At 60.2% G+C, this 24,515-nt stretch carries 25 protein-coding genes; 11 read left to right on the plus strand and 14 right to left on the minus strand.

The window, feature by feature from the left end:
* Positions 1–38 precede the first annotated feature (38 nt).
* The 10 genes from BLU63_RS05305 (at position 39) to BLU63_RS05350 (ending at position 7,066) form a co-directional block, all read left to right on the plus strand.
* Entirely contained in the window at positions 39–1,013 is a 975-nt protein-coding gene (locus BLU63_RS05305) for a KpsF/GutQ family sugar-phosphate isomerase (protein WP_010463314.1), read from the plus strand.
* The gene (locus BLU63_RS05310; protein ID WP_007941249.1) at positions 1,013–1,537 is read left to right on the plus strand and encodes a KdsC family phosphatase; all 525 of its coding nucleotides are present in this window, start codon (positions 1,013–1,015) and stop codon (positions 1,535–1,537) included. The genes BLU63_RS05305 and BLU63_RS05310 overlap by 1 nt, the downstream gene beginning before the upstream one ends.
* 7 nt (positions 1,538–1,544) lie before the next feature.
* Complete coding sequence (gene lptC, locus BLU63_RS05315) at positions 1,545–2,117, plus strand: LPS export ABC transporter periplasmic protein LptC (protein ID WP_010463318.1); 573 nt, start codon at positions 1,545–1,547, stop codon at positions 2,115–2,117.
* On the plus strand, positions 2,104–2,652 hold the full coding sequence (lptA, locus tag BLU63_RS05320) for a lipopolysaccharide transport periplasmic protein LptA (RefSeq protein WP_042932376.1): 549 nt from the start codon (positions 2,104–2,106) through the stop codon (positions 2,650–2,652). The genes lptC and lptA overlap by 14 nt, the downstream gene beginning before the upstream one ends.
* The gene (gene lptB, locus BLU63_RS05325) at positions 2,652–3,377 is read left to right on the plus strand and encodes an LPS export ABC transporter ATP-binding protein (protein WP_010463322.1); all 726 of its coding nucleotides are present in this window, start codon (positions 2,652–2,654) and stop codon (positions 3,375–3,377) included. Before lptA ends, lptB begins: the two co-directional genes overlap by 1 nt.
* Before the next feature lie 184 nt (positions 3,378–3,561).
* On the plus strand, positions 3,562–5,055 hold the full coding sequence (locus BLU63_RS05330) for an RNA polymerase factor sigma-54 (protein WP_010463324.1): 1,494 nt from the start codon (positions 3,562–3,564) through the stop codon (positions 5,053–5,055).
* Positions 5,056–5,129: 74 nt separating this feature from the next.
* Positions 5,130–5,438, plus strand: a complete 309-nt coding sequence (gene hpf, locus BLU63_RS05335; RefSeq protein ID WP_007941242.1) for a ribosome hibernation-promoting factor, HPF/YfiA family — start codon at positions 5,130–5,132, stop codon at positions 5,436–5,438.
* Between the two features lie 12 nt (positions 5,439–5,450).
* The gene (gene ptsN, locus BLU63_RS05340) at positions 5,451–5,915 is read left to right on the plus strand and encodes a PTS IIA-like nitrogen regulatory protein PtsN (protein WP_010463330.1); all 465 of its coding nucleotides are present in this window, start codon (positions 5,451–5,453) and stop codon (positions 5,913–5,915) included.
* Between the two features lie 2 nt (positions 5,916–5,917).
* Positions 5,918–6,775, plus strand: a complete 858-nt coding sequence (gene rapZ, locus BLU63_RS05345; RefSeq protein ID WP_010463332.1) for an RNase adapter RapZ — start codon at positions 5,918–5,920, stop codon at positions 6,773–6,775.
* Between the two features lie 15 nt (positions 6,776–6,790).
* Positions 6,791–7,066, plus strand: coding sequence for an HPr family phosphocarrier protein (locus BLU63_RS05350; RefSeq protein WP_010463334.1), 276 nt, complete (start codon positions 6,791–6,793; stop codon positions 7,064–7,066).
* A gap of 8 nt (positions 7,067–7,074) precedes the next feature.
* On the opposite strand, the gene BLU63_RS05355 is transcribed toward BLU63_RS05350, so the two are convergent.
* From BLU63_RS05355 to pmbA, 6 genes are all read right to left on the minus strand, one after another.
* The gene (locus tag BLU63_RS05355) at positions 7,075–7,968 is read right to left on the minus strand and encodes a ZIP family metal transporter (protein WP_010463335.1); all 894 of its coding nucleotides are present in this window, start codon (positions 7,966–7,968) and stop codon (positions 7,075–7,077) included.
* 30 nt (positions 7,969–7,998) lie between these two features.
* Complete coding sequence (locus BLU63_RS05360) at positions 7,999–8,610, minus strand: superoxide dismutase (RefSeq protein ID WP_083375016.1); 612 nt, start codon at positions 8,608–8,610, stop codon at positions 7,999–8,001.
* Position 8,611: 1 nt separating this feature from the next.
* A complete protein-coding gene (locus BLU63_RS05365) occupies positions 8,612–9,040 on the minus strand; it encodes a hypothetical protein (RefSeq protein WP_010463340.1) in 429 nt (142 codons plus the stop codon).
* Between the two features lie 27 nt (positions 9,041–9,067).
* Entirely contained in the window at positions 9,068–10,450 is a 1,383-nt protein-coding gene (locus tag BLU63_RS05370) for a class II fumarate hydratase (RefSeq protein ID WP_083375017.1), read from the minus strand.
* Positions 10,425–10,838 carry a FagA protein gene (locus tag BLU63_RS05375; protein ID WP_077747419.1) on the minus strand — a complete coding sequence of 138 codons (414 nt, stop codon included), beginning with the start codon at positions 10,836–10,838 and terminating at the stop codon, positions 10,425–10,427. The genes BLU63_RS05370 and BLU63_RS05375 overlap by 26 nt, the downstream gene beginning before the upstream one ends.
* Before the next feature lie 248 nt (positions 10,839–11,086).
* Positions 11,087–12,433: a metalloprotease PmbA gene (gene pmbA / locus BLU63_RS05380; RefSeq protein ID WP_010463346.1), complete on the minus strand. Its 1,347-nt coding sequence runs from the start codon at positions 12,431–12,433 to the stop codon at positions 11,087–11,089.
* 108 nt (positions 12,434–12,541) lie between these two features.
* Here pmbA and yjgA point away from each other — a divergent pair, with 108 nt between their 5' ends.
* Positions 12,542–13,066, plus strand: coding sequence for a ribosome biogenesis factor YjgA (gene yjgA / locus BLU63_RS05385; RefSeq protein ID WP_083375018.1), 525 nt, complete (start codon positions 12,542–12,544; stop codon positions 13,064–13,066).
* A 49-nt stretch (positions 13,067–13,115) separates the two neighbouring features.
* Here yjgA and tldD read toward each other — a convergent pair whose 3' ends face one another.
* From tldD to mreB, 8 genes are all read right to left on the minus strand, one after another.
* Positions 13,116–14,558, minus strand: coding sequence for a metalloprotease TldD (gene tldD / locus BLU63_RS05390; RefSeq protein WP_010463350.1), 1,443 nt, complete (start codon positions 14,556–14,558; stop codon positions 13,116–13,118).
* Between the two features lie 4 nt (positions 14,559–14,562).
* Positions 14,563–15,423 (minus strand): carbon-nitrogen hydrolase family protein, encoded by an 861-nt coding sequence (locus BLU63_RS05395; RefSeq protein ID WP_083375019.1) that lies wholly within the window; start codon positions 15,421–15,423, stop codon positions 14,563–14,565.
* Positions 15,424–15,601: 178 nt separating this feature from the next.
* Entirely contained in the window at positions 15,602–19,405 is a 3,804-nt protein-coding gene (locus BLU63_RS05400; protein WP_083375020.1) for a YhdP family protein, read from the minus strand.
* Positions 19,406–19,480: 75 nt separating this feature from the next.
* Positions 19,481–20,938, minus strand: a complete 1,458-nt coding sequence (rng, locus tag BLU63_RS05405; protein ID WP_010463355.1) for a ribonuclease G — start codon at positions 20,936–20,938, stop codon at positions 19,481–19,483.
* 57 nt (positions 20,939–20,995) lie between these two features.
* Positions 20,996–21,592, minus strand: coding sequence for a Maf family protein (locus tag BLU63_RS05410; protein ID WP_077747418.1), 597 nt, complete (start codon positions 21,590–21,592; stop codon positions 20,996–20,998).
* A gap of 43 nt (positions 21,593–21,635) precedes the next feature.
* A complete protein-coding gene (gene mreD, locus BLU63_RS05415) occupies positions 21,636–22,127 on the minus strand; it encodes a rod shape-determining protein MreD (RefSeq protein ID WP_010463359.1) in 492 nt (163 codons plus the stop codon).
* A complete protein-coding gene (gene mreC / locus BLU63_RS05420) occupies positions 22,127–23,260 on the minus strand; it encodes a rod shape-determining protein MreC (protein ID WP_077747417.1) in 1,134 nt (377 codons plus the stop codon). Before mreC ends, mreD begins: the two co-directional genes overlap by 1 nt.
* A gap of 140 nt (positions 23,261–23,400) precedes the next feature.
* Positions 23,401–24,438, minus strand: a complete 1,038-nt coding sequence (gene mreB / locus BLU63_RS05425) for a rod shape-determining protein MreB (protein WP_002555108.1) — start codon at positions 24,436–24,438, stop codon at positions 23,401–23,403.
* Positions 24,439–24,515: the final 77 nt, after the last annotated feature.

Below are 24,515 nucleotides of genomic sequence, written 5' to 3' on the forward strand. Positions count from 1 at the left end.
TAATCGCCGCCTTTTCATCAGGCTATACGATTTCTGACATGAGCCAATCCAGCGACCTGATTCAATCTGCACAACGCACCATCCGCCTCGAACTGGAAGCCGTACAAGGCTTGCTGCCCCATATCGACGCAGATTTTGTACGCGCTTGCGAGATGATTCTGGACAGCAAAGGCCGCGTGGTCGTGGTCGGCATGGGCAAATCGGGGCACATCGGCAACAAGATCGCCGCCACCCTGGCCAGCACCGGCACCACGGCCTTTTTCGTGCACCCGGCCGAAGCCAGCCACGGCGACATGGGCATGATCACCCGCGACGACATCATTCTCGCGCTGTCGAACTCCGGCTCCACCAATGAAATCGTCACGCTGCTGCCCCTGATCAAGCGTCTGGGCATCAAATTGATCAGCGTGACCGGCAACCCGGACTCGCCGCTGGCCAAGGCCGCCGAGGTCAACCTCAACGTTCACGTAGAGCACGAAGCCTGCCCGCTGAACCTGGCACCGACCTCGTCGACCACCGCCGCGCTGGTCATGGGCGATGCCCTGGCCGTTGCGCTGCTGGAAGCCCGGGGCTTTACCGCTGAAGACTTCGCCTTTTCCCATCCAGGCGGCGCGCTGGGTCGACGCCTGCTGCTGAAAGTCGAAAACGTCATGCACGCTGGCCAGGAGCTGCCGCAGGTTCAGCGCGGTACGCTGCTCAAGGATGCGCTGATGGAAATGACTCGCAAGGGCCTGGGCATGACCGTGATCCTGGAAGCCGATGGCAAACTGGCCGGGATCTTCACCGACGGTGACTTGCGCCGCACACTGGACCGCAGCATCGACATCCACAGCGCCACCATCGATCAGGTCATGACCGCGCACGGCAAGACTGCTCGCGCCGAAATGCTCGCCGCCGAAGCCCTGAAAATCATGGAAGACCACAAGATCAACGCACTGGTCGTGGTCGACAGCGAAGACCGCCCGGTCGGCGCCTTGAACATGCACGACTTGCTGCGTGCAGGAGTAATGTAATGAGCACGGACCTGCTGCAACGTGGCAAACAGATCAAACTCGCGGTGTTCGACGTCGATGGCGTGCTGACCGACGGGCGCCTGTACTTTCTCGAAGACGGCAGCGAATTCAAGACGTTCAACACCCTAGACGGTCAAGGCATCAAGATGTTGATGGCAGCCGGCGTGCAGACCGCTATCATCAGCGGCCGCAAGACCCCGGTGGTCGAACGGCGGGCGAAGAACCTGGGCATTCCACACCTTTACCAGGGTCGTGAAGACAAACTGGTGGTGCTCGACGAACTTCTTGCCCAACTCAACCTAAGCTATGAACAGGTCGCCTACCTGGGCGACGACTTGCCGGACCTGCCGGTGATTCGCCGCGTGGGTCTGGGCATGGCCGTAGCAAACGCTGCCAGCTTCGTGCGTGAACACGCCCATGGCATCACCCTGGCCCGTGGTGGCGAGGGTGCCGCTCGCGAATTCTGTGAATTGATCCTGCGCGCCCAGGGCCGCCTCGATGCGGCCAACGCCGCGTACCTGTGAGCCCATTATGCTGAGCAAAAAGATTCGTAACATCCTGGTGTTCGGCTGCATCGCGGCGCTGTTCGCCGCGGTCGGCTACTGGAACATCAGCCCGGAACGCTTCCTCGACAAGCCGGTGGTCACGGTCGATGAAAGCGCAATCGACTATTACGCCCTCAACGCCCACAGCGTTCAGTACCTGCCGGACGGCAAACTGCAGTACGAAATGACGTCCGACAAGGTCGAACACCTGAAAGCGAGCGAGGTGACGTTGCTGACCAACCCTGACCTGAACATGTTTCGCGGTACGCAGTTTCCGTGGCACGTCCAGAGTGAGCGCGGCGAAGTCAACCCGGACGGCACTCAGGTCGAGCTGATCGACTCGGTGCGCATCACCCGTTTCGACGAGAAAAACCGCCGAACCCTGATTACCACCACCCGAATGACGGTGTTCCCGCAGCAGCAATATGCGCAGACCGATCAACCCGTTAGAATCGACGGCGCTGGCGGTGTATCGACAGGCAACGGAATGAAAGCGTATTTGAAAGAAAGCAGGATACACCTGCTATCGAACGTAAGAGGACAGTATGAGGCTCGTTAAAACTCTCCCTATTTTGCTCAGTCTGGGCGCAGCACTGGGAAGCGTGAGCGCCTGGGCTCTGCCGAACGATCAAGAGCAGCCTATCCGCATTCAGGCCGACGACGCCCAACTGGACGACAAGAATGGCGTTGCCACCTATAAAGGTGACGTGATCATCACTCAGGGCTCGATGAAGGTCACCGGTAATACCGTGACCATCACCCGTACCCCGGCTGGCGACATCGACGTGGTGACCTCGGTGGGCAACCTCGCCTACTTCGAGCAGATGCAGACGGCCGGCGACACCAAGCCTGTTCAGGGCTGGGGCGTGACCATCCAGTACCACGCCTCGCAAAACCGCGTCGTGCTGATCGACAAGGCAAAAGTCGTCGACAAGGACAACAACGTCACCCAGGGCGAGAAAATCGTCTACGACACCCAGAAAAAGCTTGCGAGCGCCGGGCGTGCTACGGGTAGCAAGGTTACCGAGTCGCGTCCGCGCATCGACATGGTGATCCAGCCCAAGCCGAAAAACGACGCGAAAAAGGCTCCTTAATGGCAACTCTGAAAGCTCAGCATCTGGCCAAGAGCTACAAGAGCCGCCAGGTCGTGCGTGACGTCAGCCTGTCCATCGACAGCGGTCAAATCGTCGGCCTGCTAGGCCCTAACGGCGCCGGCAAGACCACCTGTTTCTACATGATCGTCGGCCTGGTGCAGGCCGATCAGGGTCGCGTGCTGATCGACGACCTGGACGTCAGCCACCAGCCAATGCACGGTCGTGCGAAGGCCGGTATCGGCTATCTTCCGCAAGAAGCGTCGATCTTCCGCAAACTCTCGGTCGCCGATAACATCATGGCCATCCTCGAGACCCGCAAGGAACTCGACAAGGCCGAGCGTCGCAAGGAACTGGAAAGCCTGCTGCAGGAATTCCACATCAGCCACATCCGCGACAACCTAGGCATGAGCCTGTCCGGTGGTGAACGTCGTCGGGTGGAAATCGCCCGGGCACTGGCCACCAACCCGAAATTCATCCTCCTCGACGAACCATTCGCCGGCGTGGACCCGATTTCGGTGGGCGACATCAAGCAGATCATCTACCACCTCAAGGCCAAAGGCATTGGCGTGCTGATCACTGACCACAACGTCCGTGAAACCCTGGATATCTGCGAAACCGCCTACATCGTCAACGATGGTCAACTGATAGCTGAAGGTGACTCCGCCACCATCCTGGCCAACGAACTGGTCAAGGAAGTGTATCTGGGCCATGAATTCCGCCTTTAAGCAGTAAGGTGTCTGGCTGATTGTCCGAGCGCTCGTCTCGATAAAAAATCAATACTTTTTTATTGTTACAGCGCTCTAGGCAAACGCTGCAGTTTCGGGCATATAATTTGCTTATGTTTGGCGCTCCGGCGCCCTGTAGTGGATGGCGCATGTGCGCCGGCGAATAAGGTGTTAAGCCCCTGCCATGAAACCATCGCTAGTCTTGAGAATGGGCCAGCAGCTGACGATGACACCGCAGCTGCAACAGGCCATCCGCCTGCTCCAATTGTCGACCCTGGACCTGCAACAGGAAATCCAGGAGGCCCTGGAGTCCAATCCGATGCTCGAACGCCAGGAAGAAGGCGACGACTTCGATAACGCCGACCCCTTGGCCGACAAAGCCGAACAGCTCCCCAACGCCGACATTTCGGAACCCTCCTACCAGGAAACCGCCCCGACGGTGGATAACCTCGAGGAAGGCGACTGGAACGAGCGCATTCCCAACGAGCTTCCCGTTGATACCGCGTGGGAAGACGTCTACCAGACCAGTGCCAGCAGCTTGCCGAGCAACGATGACGACGAGTGGGATTTCACCACCCGCACATCGGCCGGTGAAAGCCTGCAAAGCCATTTGTTGTGGCAACTGAACCTGGCACCGATGTCCGACACCGATCGTCTGATCGCCGTGACCCTGATCGACTGCATCAACAATCAGGGCTACCTGGACGAAACCCTCGAGGAAATTCTCGAGGCCTTCGATCCGGAACTGGACATCGAACTGGACGAAATCGAAGCCGTCCTGCACCGCATCCAGCAATTCGAACCGGCCGGCATTGGCGCCCGCAACCTGGGCGAATGCCTGCTGCTGCAATTGCGCCAACTGCCAGCCAAGACGCCTTGGCTGGCCGAAGCGAAACGCCTGGTCACCGACTACATCGACCTGCTCGGCAGCCGCGATTACAGCCAGCTCATGCGTCGCATGAAGCTCAAGGAAGATGAACTGCGCCAGGTCATCGAGCTGGTGCAGAGCCTCAACCCGCGACCGGGCTCGCAGATCGAGTCCAGTGAAGCCGAATATGTTGTCCCTGACGTGATCGTGCGCAAGGACAATGAGCGCTGGCTGGTCGAGCTGAACCAGGAATCGGTGCCACGGCTGCGGGTCAACGCCCAATACGCCGGTTTTGTGCGCCGCGCCGACACCAGCGCCGACAACACCTTCATGCGCAATCAGTTGCAAGAGGCCCGCTGGTTCATCAAGAGCCTGCAAAGCCGCAACGAAACCCTGATGAAAGTAGCCACTCAGATCGTCGAGCATCAGCGCGGCTTTCTTGAATACGGCGACGAAGCGATGAAGCCGCTGGTCCTGCATGACATCGCCGAAGCGGTGGGGATGCACGAGTCGACGATTTCACGGGTCACCACGCAAAAATTCATGCATACCCCTCGGGGCATATATGAACTGAAATACTTTTTCTCCAGCCACGTCAGCACCTCCGAAGGCGGTGAATGCTCGTCCACAGCGATCCGCGCGATCATCAAAAAACTGGTTGCCGCGGAAAATCAGAAAAAGCCGTTGAGTGACAGCAAGATCGCTGGTTTACTGGAGGCACAAGGCATTCAGGTGGCTCGCCGCACCGTCGCCAAGTACCGCGAATCCCTCGGGATCGCGCCTTCGAGCGAACGCAAGCGGTTGATGTAGAGCCACGCCACAGCGTTCCAGTGGCAGGCATTTCTGCCTGCCGCTTTATGCACTGGCAACGAAGGAGAAGCTGTATGCAAGTCAACATCAGTGGACACCAACTGGAAGTGACCGAACCTCTTCGCACCTACATCGGCGAAAAACTCGAACGATTAGAGAGGCATTTCGACAAGATCACCAACGTGCAGGTCACGATGACGGTCGAAAAGCTCAAGCAGAAAATCGAAGCCACGCTGCATATTCCCGGCAATGAAGTGGTCGCAAACGCGGAGCATACCGATATGTACGCGGCGATCGACGCACTGACCGACAAGCTGGATAAACAACTCAAAAAGCATAAGGAAAAGACCCAAAGCCTCCTTCAGGGCGCGACCGGTCGTTAACACTCCCAACCCATGATCCGACTTGAAAGCATCCTGACCCCCGGCCGTTCCCTCGTGAACGTGCCGGGCGGCAGTAAAAAGAAAGCCCTCGAGCAAATTGCCAACCTTATCCACAAAGAAGTGCCGGATCTGGAGATGCAAGATGTCTTCGAGGCTCTGATTGCCCGTGAAAAACTCGGCTCAACCGGTTTTGGCAACGGCATCGCCATTCCCCACTGCCGCCTGAAGGGCTGCACCTTGCCCATCAGCGCCCTGATGCACCTTGATGCACCCATTGATTTCGACGCCATCGACGGCGCCCCGGTCGACCTGCTGTTCGTTCTGCTGGTCCCGGAAGCCGCTACCGATGCGCACCTGGAGTTACTGCGCCAGATCGCCAGCATGCTCGACCGCAAGGAAGTGCGCGAAAAACTGCGCAGCGCCCCGAGCAATGAAGCCTTGTATCAGGTTGTCCTGGACGAGCAAAACGGTCATTAACCATGCGCTTGATCATCGTCAGTGGCCGATCCGGCTCAGGTAAAAGTACCGCACTCGATGTTCTCGAGGACAACGGCTACTACTGCATCGACAACCTGCCCGCCGGATTGCTGCCGGAACTGGCCGAGCGCGCGCTGATTCATACCGAGCTGGCACAACCGCTGGTCGCGGTATCCATCGATGCTCGCAACCTGCCGAGTCACCTGTCACGGTTTCCGGAATTGCTTGAAGAAGTCCGCAGCCGGCATATCAAGTGTGATGTGCTGTACCTGGACGCCGACGAAGAAACGTTGCTCAAACGCTTCTCGGAAACCCGCCGCCGCCACCCGCTGAGCAACGCCAATCGCTCGCTGGCCGAGGCAATTCAGGACGAAAGTGCCCTGCTGGGTCCGATCGCCGATCTGGCGGACCTCAAGGTGAATACCACCAACCTGAACCTGTATCAGCTGCGCGATACCATCAAGCTGCGTCTGCTGAACCAGCCGGAAGCGGGCACGGCGTTCCTGGTAGAGTCTTTCGGGTTCAAGCGGGGCATGCCGGTTGATGCAGACCTGGTGTTCGACGTGCGCTGCCTGCCCAACCCTTACTGGAAGCCGGAATTGCGCGACCAATCCGGGCTTGATCAACCGGTGGCCGAATACCTGGCGGCACAACCGGACGTCGAAGAGATGTTCCAGGACATCTCCACGTACCTGCTCAAGTGGTTGCCGCGCTTTGCCGCCAGCAACCGCGCTTATGTCACCATCGCCATTGGCTGCACCGGCGGGCATCACCGCTCCGTCTACCTGACCGAACGTCTGGGCCAGGTCCTGCAACAATCCCTGAAGAACGTCCAGGTTCGCCACCGCGACCTCAGCTAAAGGATTCACATCGCGATGCCTGCTCGGGAAATTGAAATCATCAACAAGCTGGGCCTTCATGCCCGCGCTTCGGCAAAATTCGTTGGCGTTGCGGGTCAGTTCCCGGGTTGCACCATCAGAGTAGGTCGTACGCCAGAATCCGCGGTCGATGGCAAAAGCATCATGGCCATGATGATGCTCGCCGCCGGCAAGGGCACCAAAATCCACCTGAGCACTGAAGGCGAGCAGGAACAGGAAGCGATGGATGCGCTGGTCGCACTGATCAATAACTTCTTCGACGAAGGCGGTTGAACATTCGCCTAAGCGAGCGCCGTATCCATCACCATCATCAAACAAAACCCGATCAACAACCCAAGACTCGCCAGCTTGTCGTGACCATTGCGCCGCGACTCGGGAATCACTTCATGGGTGACCACCAGCAACATCGCCCCCGCCGCCAACGCCAACCCTAACGGCAACAGCAATTCGGCCAGGCTCACCAGCCAGGCGCACAACAGCGCAAAGACCGGCTCCACCAGACCTGATGCCGCACCGATCAGGAAAGCTTTGACCCGCGACATCCCCGCCCCTGCCAGTACCAGCGCAATCACCAACCCTTCCGGCACATCCTGCAACGCAATGCCCATGGCCAGGCTGTCAGCATCCGGCATCCCACCACCGGCCGAAACCCCGACTGCCATGCCTTCGGGGATGTTATGGGCAATGATGGCAAATACAAACAACCAGATCCGTGGCGGGATGACCGGGCGCTCCAGGGCTCCAACGAGCATTTCTGGCGAGGCGCCCGACACTTTACGGTCCACCAGAAACAGCCCGAACGCGCCAAGCATGATGCCGAAGCTGATAAGGCCACTGGCCGCCCAGGGTGTCAGCCCCAGGCTTTCAGCAGCCGAGATCCCCGGAACGATCAGCGAAAACGCCGTCGCCGCGAGCATCACTCCGGCACCAAAACCGAGCAACGTATCGCTGACCGCCTGCGGCATGCGGCGAATCACCAGCACCGGAACCGCGCCCAACGCAGTGCCCAGGGCACAAATCGCCCCGCCCTGCAGTGCACGCAGCAGCTTGGGTTCGAGATCGAGCCACGCCAGCCCGTGCGCTACCAACAACGACATGCCCGCCAGCAGCAACAGCGATCCCAACGCGTAACGAAACATTCGTCCGCTGCCAAACGCCAGTGTTTCAGTGCCCATAGTCAGCCTTGGATTGTTTTTATAGAGGACTTAAACCAGCGCAGCCTGATAACGCGTAGCGACTTCAGGCCAATTGATCACGTTGTAGAACGCATTGATGTATTCCGGACGACGGTTCTGATATTGCAGGTAGTAAGCGTGCTCCCACACATCCAGGCCAAGGATCGGCGTATTGCCATTCATCAACGGGCTGTCCTGGTTGCCGCTACTTTCCACTATCAGGGTCTTTTGCGGCGTGACGCTGAGCCAGGCCCAGCCACTGCCAAAGCGGGTCAGCGCAGCTTTGGTGAAGGCATCCTTGAAACTGTCCAGGCCACCCAGTTGCTCATCAATCGCCTTGGCCAGCGCACCTTCGGGTTTGCCGCCACCGTGAGGCGCCATCACTTCCCAGAACAGCGAATGGTTGGCGTGGCCGCCGCCCTGATTGATCACCGCCGCGCGGAGTTTTTCCGGCAGCTGCCGGACGCTGGCGACCAGTTTTTCCACCGACCACTCGGCAAATTCGGTGCCTTCGACCGCGGCGTTGAGATTATTGATGTAGGTCTGGTGGTGCTTGGTGTAATGGATCTCCATGGTCTGCGCATCGATATGCGGTTCCAGGGCATCGTAAGCGTAAGGCAGGGCAGGCAAGGTAAAAGCCATTTCAATGGACTCCATGGTGTAGAGGCGCAGGCGATGCGGTATCGGTGTGCAGCAAACGGTGGGTGCGCGGATATTCGCCGTGGTCGCTGATGAAATTCAGCAGCTCGACATAGGTTTTGCTGCTTTGGCGCTGTGCGGCTTCACGCAGTGCCGGGGGCAGGCGCGGGTCCTGCAGGGTTTGCAACAACCGCTGATGGATCGCGCACAAATATTCGGCGCTCTCCTCCGGCTGGTTCAGACGCAAATGCAGATCCGCCAGGTTGTGATGGGAAATCACGCAGGCCGCCACCGCTTCGTCGGCATCCGCCCAGCGCTCGAACAACACCTGGGCCAGGGCAAGTGCCTGCAAGTAAGCCTCGCGGGCATCGACCAATTCGCCCAGCATGAAATGGCGATTGGCCCTTTCGATCGTGCGTTTCCAGTGCTCCATGGTGAGCCTCCAAAGCGGTAGCGGTGATTACACGCCGCCTGCGGTGAGCTTCTCTGGGTTGAGTAATTCTTCCAGTTGGCTGCGCGTCAGGTCGGTGTGCTCCAGGGCGACATCGATCACCGGACGCCCCTGTTGATAGGCCTTCTTGGCGATTTCAGCGGCTTTTTGGTAACCAATGATCGGGTTGAGTGCGGTCACCAGAATCGGGTTGCGCGACAGCGCCTCTTTGATTCGAGATTCGTTGACCTTGAAGCTGGCGATGGCCTTCTCACCCAGCAGATGACTTGAGTTGGCCAGCAATTCGATGCTGCTCAGCAGGTTCTGGGCGATGATCGGCAGCATCACGTTCAGCTCGAAATTGCCTGACTGACCGGCGATGGTGATGACTGTGTCATTGCCGATCACTTGGGCGGCGACCATGGCAGTGGCTTCCGGGATCACCGGGTTGACCTTGCCGGGCATGATCGAAGAGCCCGGCTGCAAGGCTTCAAGTTCGATTTCGCCGAGGCCGGCCAGCGGGCCGGAGTTCATCCAGCGCAGGTCGTTGGCGATTTTCATCAACGAAACCGCTGTCGCTTTAAGCTGGCCGGAGACTGCCACCGCGGTGTCCTGGGAGCCGATCAGCGCAAACAGATCCTTGCCCGGCGTGAACTGAACGTGGGTCAGCTCGCTCAGCTGTTGGCTGAAACGCGCTGCGAATTGCGGATGTGCATTGATCCCGGTGCCGACCGCCGTACCGCCCTGAGCCAGGGATTGCAGGCTCGGCAGCAAGTCCTGCAAGTGACCGATGTTGGCCTTGAGCTGCTGCGCCCAGCCATTCAGGACCTGACTCATGCGCACCGGCATGGCGTCCATCAAGTGCGTGCGACCGGTTTTGACGTGGTGATGAACCTCTTCAGCCTTTCGCTCGATGACCTGCACCAGACCCACCAGCGCCGGCAGCAGCTGCTCATGCAAGGCAAGTGCAGCGCTGACATGGATGGTGGTCGGGATAACGTCGTTGCTGCTTTGACCGCAGTTTACATGATCATTAGGGTTCACCGGCTCGCCAAGCAGGCGGCTGGCCAGGGTGGCAATCACTTCGTTGGCGTTCATGTTGGAACTGGTGCCGGAACCGGTCTGGAAGATGTCCACCGGGAAGTGCTGCATGAAGTCGCCCTGAAGCAGCCCCAGTGACGCATCGACGATGGCTTTGCCCTGGGATTCGCTGATTTGCTTGAGCTCGACATTGGCACGGGCAGCGGCGGCTTTGGCCAGAATCAGCGACCGGATGAACTGCACCGGCATCGGCTTGCCGCTGATCGGGAAGTTATCCACCGCACGTTGGGTCTGTGCGCCATAGAGGGCGTCCACCGGGACTTGAAGCTCGCCCATGCTGTCACGCTCAATACGAGTCTGAGGGTCTGTCATCAGAAAATCCTTGCACCAGTTCGTTTAGGGGAATCGAGGGCTGTAACTCGCAGATCGCCAATTGCCAGGTGTAGCTTTGCCAGCGCTTGAGGCGGCATTTGCACAGAGAAAGGCGTTCGAGTTCGCGCAGCGGGCGCCAGGCTTGGTCGAGGCAGTAAGTCCGCCAGTGCCACGGCAGCGCGACATCGGCGGCGGTGTCGAGCAACAAACGGAAGGACGTCTCGGCGATGGTCCAGGGAGAAGTGGCCGTGCAACACGCCAGATACCGGCCTTCAGCCAGGTAATGTTCGATCAGGCGCGGCTCGTCGGGGTCCATCGCGCAACGGATCTGGCGACTCATCCAGCGCCAGCTTTCGAGGTAAGGCTGCTCGTGCAAGGCAGAACTCATGATCCGGGCTCATTCGGTAATGAGATTTATTATTATATGATAATGAGAACCAAAACAACCCCGAAAGCACACACCGGCAGCCAGTGTGGGAGCGAGCCTGGTCGCGAAGGCGGCCGAGTATTCAATATCTGAGTCGTCTGACACTCCGCTATCGCGAGCAGGCTCACTCCCCGAGGAGGTCGATGAACGGCGCATAAAAAAGGCGCACCACCCAATGGGTGGCGCGCCTTTTTGTGTTGCGGCAAGCGTTAGCTGCCCGCGACGGTCATCCGCTCGATCAACACCGAACCGGTGCGAATATTACTGCGCAATTCCAGGTCATTACCGACGGCAACGATCTGCTTGAACATGTCGCGCATGTTGCCGGCGATGGTCACTTCCTGGACCGCGAACTGGATTTCGCCGTTCTCGACCCAGTAACCCGCCGCGCCCCGGGAGTAATCGCCGGTGACCATGTTCAGGCCCTGGCCCATCAGCTCGGTGACCAGCAAGCCACGCCCCATGCGGCGCAGCAAGGCGGCTTGGTCTTCATCACCATGGGTGACGAACAGGTTGTGCACGCCACCCGCGTTGGCGGTGCTCGGCATGCCCAACTTGCGCCCGGAGTAAGTGCCGAGGATGTAGGACACCAACTCGCCTTTCTCGACGAACGGTTTGGCGTAAGTCGCCAGACCATCACCGTCGAACGCCGAACTGCCCATGGCGCGCATCAAGTGTGGACGCTCATCGATGGTCAGCCATTCCGGGAACAGTTTCTGACCCAGCGTGCCTTCAAGGAACGACGATTTGCGATACAGGCTGCCGCCGGAAATCGCCGAGAGGAAGCTGCCGAACAAGCCACCGGCCAGTTCCGCGGAAAACAGCACCGGCACTTCACAGGTCGGCACCGGACGCGCGCCCAATCGGCTCGCGGCCCGTTGCGCGGCACGCTGGCCGATGCTCACCGGGTCGGCCAACAAGTTACCCTGACGGTTCACGTCGTACCAGTAATCGCGCTGCATCTGGCCGTCAGCCTCGGCGATCATCACGCAGCTCAGGCTGTGCCGGGTCGACGCATAACCGCCAATAAAACCGTGGCTGTTGCCGTAAACGCGACAGCCTTGATGGGTGCTGAGGGTCGTGCCGTCGGCGTTCTTGATCCGACTGTCGGCGGCAAATGCCGCGGCTTCGCAGGTCAGCGCCTGCTCGATGGCCTGCTCCGGGGTGATGTCCCATTCATGGAACAGGTCGAAATCCTGCAGATCCCTGGCCATCAGGGCGGCATCTGCCAGGCCGGAAGCTTCGTCTTCGGAGGTGTGCTTAGCGATGGCCAACGCCGCCGCGACGGTTTCACGAATCGCCTCAGGACCACTGGCCGAGGTGCTGGCCGAGCCTTTGCGCTGACCGACGTACAAGGTGATGCCAAAGCCCTGGTCGCGGTTGAATTCGACGGTTTCGACTTCACGCTGGCGCACCGAGGTGGACAGGCCCTGCTCCAGGGACACGGCCACTTCACAGGCACTGGCCCCCTGACGCTTGGCTTCAGCGATGATCTGCTCGACTTGTTCTTGCAGTGCCGGCAACGCTTGTGGGCCGACGCTTTCAACTGCACTCATGCTGTTCTCCACTCAAATTCTGCTTTCGGCTGGGGCCTTCGAGCGACCGGGCCGGACAAGCGGCCCCCGACTGGTTATCATGGCGGCGTTTCTTTGCGGACGGCCACCATGGTTGATTCTTACGACGACTCCCTCGATACGGGAGAAAAAAGCAAATCCCAGGTTAAACGCGAGCTTCATGCTCTGGTTGACCTCGGCGAGCGCCTTACAACGCTCAAGCCTGACTTGCTGGCAAAACTGCCGTTGACCGACGCTATGCGCCGGGCACTGGCTGATGCGCCCAAGCACACCGCGAATATCGCGCGTAAACGGCACCTTATGTTCATCGGCAAACTGATGCGCGATCAGGACACTGACGCCATTCTGGCGCTGCTCGATCAACTCGATGCCTCCACCCGGCAGTACAACGAACGTTTCCATGGCCTGGAACGCTGGCGCGATCGCTTGATCGCGGGCGACGATGCGGTCCTGGAAAAGTTCGTGCTCGACTACCTGGAGGCTGATCGTCAGCAGTTGCGCTCCCTGATCCGTCAGGCCCAGCACGAACTGGCGACCAACAAGCCACCGGCATCGAGCCGTAAAATCTTCAAGTACATCCGTGAGCTGGACGAGACTCAACGCGGCCTGCGTTAAATCTCGAATCGGGTGAGTCGCCAAGCGGCTCACCCGAAGCTCCATCCTTTTACGATCCTGTGCCACCCACAGTGATCGCATCGATTTTCAGCGTTGGCTGGCCGACACCCACCGGCACCGACTGCCCATCCTTGCCACACGTCCCCACGCCGCTGTCCAGCGCCAGATCGTTACCGACCATCGACACCTTGCTCATGGCTTCCGGGCCGTTGCCGATCAACGTCGCGCCTTTGACCGGGGCAGTGATTTTGCCGTCTTCGATCAGGTACGCCTCGCTGGTGGAGAACACGAACTTGCCGCTGGTGATGTCTACCTGCCCGCCGCCGAGGTTGGCGCAATAGATGCCGCGCTTGACCGACTTGATGATTTCTTCCGGGTCGCTTTCGCCGGCCAGCATGTAGGTGTTGGTCATCCGGGGCATCGGCAGATGCGCATAGGATTCACGACGACCGTTGCCGGTGCGGGCCACGCCCATCAGGCGTGCGTTGAGCTTGTCTTGCATGTAACCCTTGAGCACGCCGTTTTCGATCAATGTGGTGCACTCGGTCGGGGTGCCTTCGTCGTCGACGCTCAGGGAACCACGACGACCGGCCAGCGTGCCGTCATCGACGATGGTGCACAACTTGGACGCAACCATCTCGCCCATGCGCCCGCTGTAGGCCGAACTGCCCTTGCGGTTGAAATCACCTTCCAGACCGTGGCCGACCGCTTCGTGCAGCAGCACGCCGGACCAGCCCGAACCCAACACCACCGGCAACGTACCGGCCGGCGCAGGAATGGCTTCAAGGTTGACCAGCGCCTGACGCAGCGCTTCACGGGCGTAGCCCATGGCACGGTCATCGCTGAGGAAATAGCGGTAATCGGTACGACCGCCACCGCCATGACCACCGCGCTCGCGGCGACCGTTTTGCTCGACGATCACGCTGACGTTGAAGCGCACCAGCGGCCGCACATCGGCCGCCAGGCTACCGTCGGTCGAAGCGACAAGAATGCGCTCCCAGACGCCAGCCATGCTTACGGTGACTTGCTGGATACGCGGGTCGAGGGCGCGAGTCGCGACGTCGATGCGCTTGAGCAGTTCGACTTTTTCCGCGCGGCTCATCACTTCCAGCGGGTTGTCCGGCCCGTACAACTGGGTGACGTCCGCCGAGGTGAACGCCTGCACCGTGCCATTCTGCCCGGCGCGGGAGATCGAACGTGCCGCCCGGGCCGCAGCGCCGAGGGCTTCCAAGGTGATGGCATTGCTGTAGGCGAAACCGGTTTTTTCACCCGATTGCGCACGCACGCCCACGCCTTGGTCGAGGTTGAAGCTGCCCTCCTTGACGATCCCGTCTTCCAGCGCCCAGGACTCGGAAATCTGCCCCTGGAAATACAGATCCGCCGCATCGATGCCCGGACCGGCCAGATCGCCGAGCACACCTTGCAGGCTCTCGATCGTTACGCCACCGGGCGCCAGGAGGTGTTCACTGACGGAGGACAACAACTCGCTCATATGTTTACGCCTTAAATTCGTCGTTCCGGGCAGGTCGCTGTGCGCCCTGCGAGAAAAAGCGCCGGTGACTGGACACCGGCATCCGCGTCCTGATGGACGCCTGTTCGCTGCTATCGCGTTCGGCCAGCAGCACGGCCTCGCCTTGATCCTGTTGTGCCAGCACGCGTCCCCAAGGGTCGACGATTGCAGCGTGCCCCCAGGTTTCTCGCGGTCCCGGATGCGTCCCACCCTGGGCGGCCGCGAGCACATAACATTGAGTCTCGATGGCCCGCGCGCGAATCAGCACCTCCCAATGTGCTGCGCCGGTCACCGCGGTAAATGCCGACGGTGCGGTAATCAATTGCGCGCCCGCAGCCCGCAATTCGCTGTACAACTCCGGGAAACGCAGGTCGTAACACACTGTCAGGCCGACCCGGCCGACGGGCGTGTCCGCCACCACAACCCCACTGCCATAAGCATAGTCATCGGATTCGCGATAACGCCCGCGATTGTCTGCCACATCCACGTCGAACAGGTGCAGCTTGTCGTAGCGCGCCACCGTTTCGCCCTGATCATTGACCAGCAACGAACAGGCATGCGCCTTGGACGTCGGATGGCCCAACGGCGGCAACGGCAACGTGCCGGCCACTATCCATAACTTGAGGTCACGGGCGGTCTGTTTCAACCACGGCAGGATCGGACCTTCACCCAACGCCTCGGCGCGGCCGATGTCAGCAATGTCGCGACGGCCCATGGCGGCGAAGTTTTCCGGCAGTACTGCCAGCAGCGCGCCACCCGCCGCCGCCTCTTCGAGCAGATGCCGGGCCCGGGCCAGGTTGGCCAGCACATCGCTCTGGCTGACCATTTGAATCACCGCAAAAGACATGGCCTTTTCCTTATCGGGAATCAACACAACCCTGTAGGAGCGAGGCTTGCCCGCGAAGGCATCTTGCCTGACACACTGCGGTGCGTCGATTCGCTGGCAAGCCTCGCGCCTACAAAGATCAGGGGCGTAGCATCAGGACCGAGGACCATGCTACTCCATAGATCTGGGGAGTGGCTTTTCAAAAAGGCTTGTCGAAGGTGATTTTCGGCTCTTTCCATGGGCCTTTGACGGTGTATTTGACGCTGGCGAAACGTGCCACGCGGTCACCGATCAGCTTGTCGATCAGGAACAGCGCACCGCCGATGGCCGGTGCGCCGACAATCAACGCGGCAATCGGCAGGTTGTTGGTCACCGGCAAAGTTACCAGCAGTTTCGCGTCAACCTGGTCGGCCACCAGGTTCAGGGTACCGTTCAGTTCGATGTTGCTCGACGGGCCAGTCAGCAGGATCGGTTCCTGCGTCACATAAACCCCGTTGGTCGCGGCCAGCAGACCTTTGACCCGGTCATAACTCAAGCCTTTGCCGAACAGGTCGGAGAAGTCCAGGCGCAGACGACGACCGATCGAGTTGAAGTTGAGCAGGCCAAACACCCGCAGGGCCTGGGCGCTGCCTTCGACCTCAACGAACTGGCCTTTATTCAACGAAGCATCGAGGGTGCCGGAGAAACGTTTGGTGGCCAGCCACGCCGGTGAACCCGGCCAGCGACCGTCGACATCCATGTGAAACTCTTCACTGGTGACGCTCGGCGCGAAACCCCAGCCTTTGAGCACGTCAGCGAGATTCTTGCCGCTGATCCGTCCTTTGTACCAACTGCTGGAGCTGCCGGGTATGCCCTCCCAGCCGCCACTGCCCTGCAACAAAATACCTTTGAGGCCCAGGTCCAGAGTATTGAGCGCAATACCTTTGGCAGTCGGGCGGACTTTCAGATACCAGGCGCCGACGAGGTCCTGCCCCTGGAACAGCTGATTGATGGTGATGTCCAGCGCCGGGATCTTGGTCGGGTCCACCGAGGCCAGTGGATCCGGTGAGTTTTCGTCGGCGAGGACCGTCGGGTCGGGTGCCGGCAACCGCACGGTTTGCAGATTGATCGCAATCGGCGCGCCTTTCGCATCAGGGATGCTCGCGCTGCCCTTGACCTGCTGACTGTCGAGTTGCAAGGCCCACGCAGCCGGTTTGCGGTTCAACTGCACCGAGGCCTGATCGAGCGTCGTGCCGACACCGCTGAGCTTGCCAACCTTGAAGTCTGCACTGCTGAGCAACTGCTTGGCACTGCCGCCCGGATCCTGGCCAGCGTACTTGTCCGCCAGATCCTTCCATGGCCCGACATCCAGTTCCGACAGCACGCCGCGCACTCGCAGCCCTTTGGCGCCGGGCAGCACGGCACTGCCGCCGCCCAGGAACAACTCGCCACGACCGTCGGCAAAATTGCCGGGCGGCGCCGCAAACGTGAAGTCTGCCAGCGCACCATAATTGACCCAGTAGCGGCGTTCCGGCCCTTGCAGGGTCATGCGGAACGTGGTGTCGCGGCCAGCATCGGCAGTCATGCCAAACGGCGCCGGCAAGTCGATCGCCACGCCTTTGAGGCTGGAATTGACCGAGAGCTGGCTGTCAGGGCCATCCAGGCTCAGTTGCAGTTGATACGGGATCAGGCCGGACACCGGCAATGGCTGGGTGACGCTCAACCAGTCAGTGAGCTTCTTGACCTCGACCTGACCGGAGGCCGTCACACGAGTCTTGAGATTGCCGGCGCTGCCATCGGCAAAAATCTGCGCGGTGACCGGTTTATCGAAGGCACGCGCAGTGATGTTCTGCCCGCTCAAGCCCTTGGCGCTGTCGAAGCGGAAATCACCTTTGAGCTGCGTCAGCTCCAGGGAAGGCTCGGCCAGCTTCAACCGCGCCTTGGCGGTCTTGAAGTCGACAAGAATCTTCGGCTGCTCGCCTTTGACCAGTGGAATATCCAGCTTCAGCTTGCCTTGCAGATCGCCCTCGCCTTCCCATCCGGCAAAGGTTTCAGCCGTGCCGATTGGCGCTTCCTGGAGAATCTTCAGGCCATCACCCAACCCGCCGGAAAACCCGCCGTCGAGGAACAGGTGAACGTTTTGCCCTTCCGGCGCATGGGGAATATTGACGTAAATGTCGCGAACCTGCGTGTCGAGCAATTGGCCCTTACTGGCCAGAACTCGCACGCCACTGTCTTCCACGAACACATCACCGGTGACCTTGCTGACATGCGGCCAACCCGGCTGAAAGGCCAGTTCGGCATCGTGCACCTTGAAGAACAGGCTGATGCTGCGCGCGGTGTCGGCGGCGCCTTGGTTCAGCGAGCCCTGATACTGGAAGAAGCCCTGGTCCACCGCGCCTTTGAGAATCGCCGTGCGCAACCATTCGTCCAGCGCCGGGCTGAGCATGGTCGGCAGGTACTTGGCGGTGTAGCGACCGTCGCCGTCCACCAGGCCGACCCGCAGGTCCATGTAGTCTTCCTGGGTGTGGTCGAAATGCAGGCGGATCAGGAAGTCACCGGCAATCTTGCCCTCCTCCCCCAGCACCTTCAGGTACGGCGCGATCAGGGTGAAGCTTTCCTTGTCGAGCTTCCAGGTCAGCCGGGCGTTGGCCTGAATGTATTGCCACGGCTTGGCGAAAATCGGATCCAGGTGCAGGACAAAATCCTTGCTGTCCATCCGCAGTTCGCCCTGACCGAGGTCACCGCTAATGCTGCCGCTGACATTTCGTGCTGCCGGAGCGCCGTGATACGCGTCGAAGCCGACCTGATCGAGGTTGGCAGCAAAGCTGAACTTGCTGTCATCGGTGGCATTGGGACGCAGATCGATCAGCACGTTGCGCAGCCCACCGGTCACCTTGAGTCGCTCGACCGCGGTGGCAACGCCTTCGGGCAGCGGCCCCAAGGCGTTAATCAGCGGCGTGAGCGGAGTGAGGTCGAGGCGGTCGGCCTGCAAGTGCCAAAGTTCTTCAGCCTTGTCGGTGGCGGCGGTTTGTCGAAGTTGCAAGCGCGACTCCCAGCGGGTCTCGCCGAAGTTCATGGCCAGAGAATCAAGGGTCACCAGCATGCCTTCGGTGCTGCGCTGAAAATAACCGTTGAGCGCCAGATTGTTGATCTGGATCGGCTTGCGTTCGACGAAGGCGCCCTTGAGTTGCGGCGCGTTCAAACGAATGGCGCCGCTTTGCAGCGCGCCCTTGCCCCAGTTCACCCAGAGCTCGCCACCGGCCTTGAACTCGGAGAAGTTCCATTGTCGAGTCAGGCGCTCGGGCAGCCATTTCGACCAGTCGCTTTGCGGCAGGCTCAGGTAGGCCTCGGCCTCGCCGTCCTTCCACTGGCTGGCGCGAATCCGCGTGTGCACACTCATGGCCACCGGTTGACCATCTGGCAGATTAAGACGGACATCGAGGCGCTGGCGGGAGACGCCGGTTTTCAGATTCAGGCCAACGTAAGTCAGGGTCAGCGGCGAGTGGTCCACAGGTTGCAACGTCACCTGACTGTCGATTACCGATAGCTGCTGGACCATTTGCAGGCGGTTGAGCAGTTGCTCCGGATCAAGCGGCTGGTCCTGTTGCACGGGCAACCCTTCCAGCGCCCACTGACCGTCCGCGCCTTCCTTGAGGCTGATCTTCAGGCCGTTGAGTTCCAGGTGGGCAATGCGCACTTCGCGAGCCAACAGGCTTTCCCAAAGGTCTGGCACCGCTCGCACCTGATCCAGATGCAGGGCGTTGGCGCCCTCGCCGACCATCACATCGTGCGCCAGCAAAATCGGTGCGAAGCCGCTCCAGTTACCTTCCAGCTTGCCGATCTGAAGCGGCATGCCCAAGGCGGCGCTGGCTTTGGTTTCGACGTCGGCGCGGTATTCGGCCACCAGAGGCGTCAGCTCCCGGCCGAGGCTGACGTACAACGCCATCAACACCAGGACCAACGCGCACAGGCCAAGACCCCAGCGGGTCAGTGCGGCCAAAATGCGTGTCAGACGTTCCATGTCAGTTGGCTCCCATGGCAAAAATACTGCAAAAAGCTGAGGCCAGCCGTTCTAGTAAGGGTGAAACACAGCGATTCAGAGCAGCACCACGTCGTATTGTTCCTGGGAATACATGGTTTCCACCTGGAAACGAATGGTGCGTCCGATAAATCCTTCAAGCTCAGCGACATTACCCGACTCTTCATCAAGCAAACGGTCGACGACTTTCTGGTTCGCCAATACACGATAGCCTTCCGCTTGATAGGCACGCGCCTCGCGGAGGATTTCGCGGAAAATTTCATAGCAGACCGTTTCCGGCGTCTTGAGCTTGCCGCGGCCCTGACAGCTGCTGCACGGTTCGCACAACACTTGTTCGAGGCTTTCACGGGTGCGCTTGCGCGTCATCTGCACCAGGCCCAACTCGGTAATGCCGATGATGTTGGTCTTGGCGTGATCGCGTTCCAGCTGCTTCTCGAGGGTCCGCAGCACCTGGCGCTGGTGCTCTTCGTCTTCCATGTCGATGAAGTCGATGATGATGATCCCGCCCAGATTGCGCAGGCGCAGCTGGCGGGCAATGGCGGTCGCGGCTTCGAGGTTGGTCTTGAAGATGGTTTCTTCGAGGTTGCGATGGCCGACGAACGCCCCGGTGTTGACGTCGATGGTGCTCATGGCTTCGGCCGGGTCGACCACCAGATAACCGCCAGACTTGAGCGGCACTTTGCGCTCAAGGGCTTTCTGGATTTCGTCTTCGACGCCGTACAGGTCGAAAATCGGCCGCTCGCCCGGATAATGCTCAAGACGATCGGCGATTTCCGGCATCAGTTCGGCGACGAACTGCGTGGTTTTCTGAAAGGTTTCCCGAGAGTCGATGCGGATCTTCTCGATCTTCGGGCTGACCAGGTCGCGCAGCGTACGCAACGCCAGGCCGAGGTCCTCGTAGATCACACTCGGCGCACCGATGGTTTTGATCTGCTCGTTGATCTGATCCCAGAGACGGCGCAGGTAGCGGATGTCCATGAGGATTTCATCGGCACCGGCCCCTTCGGCGGCGGTACGCAGGATAAAACCGCCCGCCTCCTTGATGCCTTCTTTGGCCACGCAATCGGTGACGACTTGCTTGAGGCGTTCACGCTCGGCTTCGTCTTCGATCTTCAGCGAAATGCCGACGTGGGCCGTGCGCGGCATGTACACCAGATAACGCGACGGAATCGACAGCTGAGTGGTCAGGCGTGCGCCTTTGGAGCCGATCGGGTCCTTGGTGACCTGGACGACCAGACTCTGGCCTTCGTGAACCAGTGCGCTGATGCTCTCCACCGCCGGGCCTTCGCGCAGGGATATTTCCGAGGCGTGAATGAACGCGGCGCGGTCCAGGCCGATATCGACGAAGGCGGCTTGCATGCCCGGCAATACCCGCACGACCTTGCCTTTATAGATGTTGCCAACGATCCCGCGCTTTTGCGTGCGCTCGACATGGACCTCTTGCAGGACACCGTTTTCGACCACTGCCACGCGCGATTCCATCGGCGTGATGTTGATCAGAATCTCTTCACTCATGGCAGGGTCTCGTCCAGGCATGTTCACGATAATGGCCGCATCTTGTCAGTACGACGCTCAGCGCGCGTTAAGGGTTTGCCAACAGGGTATGCCGAAATGGCCGAGCAGCTCAGCGGTTTCGCACAGCGGCAGTCCAACCACTGCCGAGTAACTGCCATTGAGCCCGGCGACAAACACCGCGCCCAGTCCTTGAATGCCATAGCCACCGGCCTTGTCCCGGGGTTCGCCACTGGCCCAGTAGGCCGCCGCTTCATCGTGAGCGATGTTGCGAAAGCGCACCAGACTGCGTACTACCCGGGACTCACAACGCTCACCGTCGAGCACCGCAATGGCGGTCAACACTTCGTGTTCCTGACCGGCCAACATCATAAGCATGGCGCACGCATCGGCTTCGTCCACCGGTTTGCCGAGAATTTTCCCGTTGAGCACCACGGCGGTGTCGGCGCCCAGCACGCAAAAATCGGCGTCGGACACGACCGCGCCGCGCCCGGCCTCGGCTTTGCCGCGCGCCAGGCGCTCGACATAGTCCGACGGGGATTCTTGAGTTAAAGGGGTTTCATCGATGTCCGCGCTGATGGCGGAGAACGGCACGCCGATCTGCGTGAGCAGTTCACGCCGACGCGGCGAGCCTGAGGCGAGGTAAAGCACTTTCATCTAGACATCTCCCTGTCGAGGTACTGGCAGATGCCTGACCGAATTAATTGATCTTGTAGCGCCGACGCAAACCGCGCAAACCGTAGCTGATCCACGGCCAGAGTAATGCACTGACCAGTGCTGGCAAGACCAGCGCCAGTGTGGGCTGTCGATTGCCGGTCAAAGCGCTGAGCCATAGTTGAACAAGCTGCGCGAGGCCGAAGATGACCAGGATCACCAGGCTTTGTTGCCACATCGGGAACATGCGCAGGCGCTGTTGCAGCGACAGCACCAGGAAGGTGATCAGGGTCAGGATCAACGCGTTCTGGCCCAGCAACGTGCCGTACAGCACGTCTTCGGCCAGGCCCAGGCACCACGCGGTGACCATGCCGACCTTCTGCGGCAAGTACAACGCCCAGAAGGCCAGCAGCAAGGCCAGCCAGAGCGGACGGAGGATTTCCATGAATTGCGGCAGCGGTGAAACGCTGAGCAGCATGCCAATGGCAAACGTCAGCCAGATCATCCAGTCATTTCGGGATGCGGTTGCACCGACCATTATTCTCGTCCCCCTGTGGAAGCCGGCGCGGAGACAGGCGGTTTGGTGGCAGGCTTCACCGCGGCCGGTTGAGTGGCCGGCGGTTTGGTTGCGGCAGGTTGCGATGCGGGGGGCTTGGCGGCCGCTGGTTTGGCCGGGGGTGCCGCCGGTGCTGGTGCTGCCGGTGTTGCGGCGGGCGTAGCAGCAGGCGCGGGCACCACCACGGTCGCCGGCACGGGTTTAGGCACGGTCGCCGGAATGATCGGCCCACCGCCGTGCTGGTCCAGCGCTTCTTGCGCCTGGGCCGCATCGTTGGCGCGCTCTTCGGCTGTGCGACCGTCGGTGAACACCAGCAGCAGGTAACGGCTGCGGTTCAACGCCGCGGTCGGCACAGCACGCACGATGGCAAACGGCTGGCCGGAATCGTGGATCACTTCCTTGACGGTCGCAACCGGGTAACCCGCAGGGAATCGCTGACCGAGACCGGAACTGACCAGCAGATCGCCTTCCTTGATATCAGCCGTGTCCGCGACGTGACGCAGTTCCAGGCGCTCCGGGTTGCCGGTGCCGCTGGCAATCGCCCGCAGACCGTTGCGGTTTACCTGCACCGGAATACTGTGGGTAGTGTCGGTCAGCAACAGCACACGGGAGGTATAAGGCATCAATTCGACCACCTGGCCCATCAGGCCGCGGGCATCGAGCACCGGCTGACCGAGGACCACACCGTCACGCTCACCTTTATTGATGATGATGCGATGGGTGAAGGGGTTAGGGTCCATGCCGATCAACTCGGCCACTTCGACCTTCTCGTTGACCAGCGCAGAGGAATTGAGCAACTCGCGCAGCCGAACGTTCTGCTCGGTGAGGGCGGCAAGCTTTTGCATGCGACCCTGCAACAGCAGGTTTTCGGTCTTGAGTTTTTCGTTTTCGGCGACGAGCTCGGTACGGCTGCCGAACTGGCTGGCCACCCCCTGCCATAGCCGCTGCGGCAGGTCCGTGATCCAGTAAGACTGCATCAGTACCAGCGACATTTGGCTACGCACTGGCTTGAGCAGTGTGAAGCGGGCATCGACCACCATCAGCGCGACCGATAGCACGACCAGCACCAACAAGCGCACGCCCAGTGAAGGCCCTTTGGTGAAAAGCGGTTTAATAAGCCGCTCCTCCCAGGCAAATGTTTTGTTTATTCATACGGCAGACCGGCCTGGATACAGACTGACAGAAGGTAAACGCAAACAGGCAGCACTGCAAAGTGCCGCCTGCGCGCTCAACAGCATAGATGCATCGGGCGAGATCACTCGCTCGACAGCAGGTCCATGGTGTGTTTATCCATCATTTCCAATGCACGGCCACCGCCGCGAGCAACGCAGGTCAGCGGGTCTTCGGCAACGATCACCGGCAGACCTGTTTCCTGGGCCAGCAACTTGTCGAGGTCACGCAACAAGGCGCCACCACCGGTCAGTACCAGGCCACGCTCGGCGATGTCGGAAGCCAGTTCCGGAGGCGATTGCTCCAGCGCACTTTTCACAGCCTGAACGATGGTGGCCAGGGACTCTTGCAGAGCTTCCAGCACTTCGTTGGAGTTCAGGGTGAAGGCACGTGGAACGCCTTCGGCCAGGTTACGGCCACGAACGTCGACTTCACGCACTTCGCCGCCCGGGTAGGCCGTACCGATTTCCTGCTTGATGCGCTCGGCGGTGGATTCACCGATCAGGCTGCCGTAGTTGCGACGCACATAGGTGATAATCGCTTCGTCGAAGCGGTCGCCGCCAACACGAACGGATTCGGCGTACACCACACCGTTCAGGGAGATCAGCGCGATTTCAGTGGTACCGCCACCGATATCGACGACCATCGAACCGCGTGCTTCTTCAACCGGCAGGCCGGCACCGATCGCGGCAGCCATCGGCTCTTCGATCAGGAACACTTCACGTGCACCAGCACCAAGGGCCGATTCACGGATGGCACGACGCTCAACCTGAGTGGATTTGCACGGAACGCAGATCAGCACACGCGGGCTTGGCTGCAGGAAGCTGTTTTCGTGAACCTTGTTGATAAAGTATTGCAGCATCTTTTCGCAGACGCTGAAGTCGGCAATCACGCCGTCCTTCATCGGACGAATGGCAGCAATGTTGCCCGGCGTACGGCCAAGCATACGCTTCGCCTCGGTGCCGACAGCAACGACACTTTTCTGGTTACCGTGTGTCCGAATAGCCACAACCGATGGCTCATTCAGGACGATACCGCGCTCGCGCACGTAAATAAGGGTGTTGGCAGTGCCCAGGTCAATGGAAAGATCGCTGGAAAACATGCCACGCAGTTTCTTGAACATGGGAAAGGGACCCTAGGCAACGCGTGGGTAAAAAAGTGCGGCAAACTCTAACAACGACAGGGATTTTGGGCAAGGCG

Origin of the sequence: Pseudomonas mandelii (assembly GCF_900106065.1) — a bacterium.
GTDB lineage: Bacteria > Pseudomonadota > Gammaproteobacteria > Pseudomonadales > Pseudomonadaceae > Aquipseudomonas > Aquipseudomonas mandelii.

Excerpts from the sequence above, each read along its gene's own strand:
- BLU63_RS05305 (WP_010463314.1), top strand. The coding sequence starts at position 39 with ATGAGCCAATCCAGCGACCTGATTCAATCTGCACAACGCACCATCCGC.
- BLU63_RS05310 (WP_007941249.1), top strand. The coding sequence starts at position 1,013 with ATGAGCACGGACCTGCTGCAACGTGGCAAACAGATCAAACTCGCGGTG.
- lptC (WP_010463318.1), top strand. The coding sequence starts at position 1,545 with ATGCTGAGCAAAAAGATTCGTAACATCCTGGTGTTCGGCTGCATCGCG.
- lptA (WP_042932376.1), top strand. The coding sequence starts at position 2,104 with ATGAGGCTCGTTAAAACTCTCCCTATTTTGCTCAGTCTGGGCGCAGCA.
- lptB (WP_010463322.1), top strand. The coding sequence starts at position 2,652 with ATGGCAACTCTGAAAGCTCAGCATCTGGCCAAGAGCTACAAGAGCCGC.
- BLU63_RS05330 (WP_010463324.1), top strand. The coding sequence starts at position 3,562 with ATGAAACCATCGCTAGTCTTGAGAATGGGCCAGCAGCTGACGATGACA.
- hpf (WP_007941242.1), top strand. The coding sequence starts at position 5,130 with ATGCAAGTCAACATCAGTGGACACCAACTGGAAGTGACCGAACCTCTT.
- ptsN (WP_010463330.1), top strand. The coding sequence starts at position 5,451 with ATGATCCGACTTGAAAGCATCCTGACCCCCGGCCGTTCCCTCGTGAAC.
- rapZ (WP_010463332.1), top strand. The coding sequence starts at position 5,918 with ATGCGCTTGATCATCGTCAGTGGCCGATCCGGCTCAGGTAAAAGTACC.
- BLU63_RS05350 (WP_010463334.1), top strand. The coding sequence starts at position 6,791 with ATGCCTGCTCGGGAAATTGAAATCATCAACAAGCTGGGCCTTCATGCC.
- BLU63_RS05355 (WP_010463335.1), bottom strand. The coding sequence starts at position 7,968 with ATGGGCACTGAAACACTGGCGTTTGGCAGCGGACGAATGTTTCGTTAC.
- BLU63_RS05360 (WP_083375016.1), bottom strand. The coding sequence starts at position 8,610 with ATGGCTTTTACCTTGCCTGCCCTGCCTTACGCTTACGATGCCCTGGAA.
- BLU63_RS05365 (WP_010463340.1), bottom strand. The coding sequence starts at position 9,040 with ATGGAGCACTGGAAACGCACGATCGAAAGGGCCAATCGCCATTTCATG.
- BLU63_RS05370 (WP_083375017.1), bottom strand. The coding sequence starts at position 10,450 with ATGACAGACCCTCAGACTCGTATTGAGCGTGACAGCATGGGCGAGCTT.
- BLU63_RS05375 (WP_077747419.1), bottom strand. The coding sequence starts at position 10,838 with ATGAGTTCTGCCTTGCACGAGCAGCCTTACCTCGAAAGCTGGCGCTGG.
- pmbA (WP_010463346.1), bottom strand. The coding sequence starts at position 12,433 with ATGAGTGCAGTTGAAAGCGTCGGCCCACAAGCGTTGCCGGCACTGCAA.
- yjgA (WP_083375018.1), top strand. The coding sequence starts at position 12,542 with ATGGTTGATTCTTACGACGACTCCCTCGATACGGGAGAAAAAAGCAAA.
- tldD (WP_010463350.1), bottom strand. The coding sequence starts at position 14,558 with ATGAGCGAGTTGTTGTCCTCCGTCAGTGAACACCTCCTGGCGCCCGGT.
- BLU63_RS05395 (WP_083375019.1), bottom strand. The coding sequence starts at position 15,423 with ATGTCTTTTGCGGTGATTCAAATGGTCAGCCAGAGCGATGTGCTGGCC.
- BLU63_RS05400 (WP_083375020.1), bottom strand. The coding sequence starts at position 19,405 with ATGGAACGTCTGACACGCATTTTGGCCGCACTGACCCGCTGGGGTCTT.
- rng (WP_010463355.1), bottom strand. The coding sequence starts at position 20,938 with ATGAGTGAAGAGATTCTGATCAACATCACGCCGATGGAATCGCGCGTG.
- BLU63_RS05410 (WP_077747418.1), bottom strand. The coding sequence starts at position 21,592 with ATGAAAGTGCTTTACCTCGCCTCAGGCTCGCCGCGTCGGCGTGAACTG.
- mreD (WP_010463359.1), bottom strand. The coding sequence starts at position 22,127 with ATGGTCGGTGCAACCGCATCCCGAAATGACTGGATGATCTGGCTGACG.
- mreB (WP_002555108.1), bottom strand. The coding sequence starts at position 24,438 with ATGTTCAAGAAACTGCGTGGCATGTTTTCCAGCGATCTTTCCATTGAC.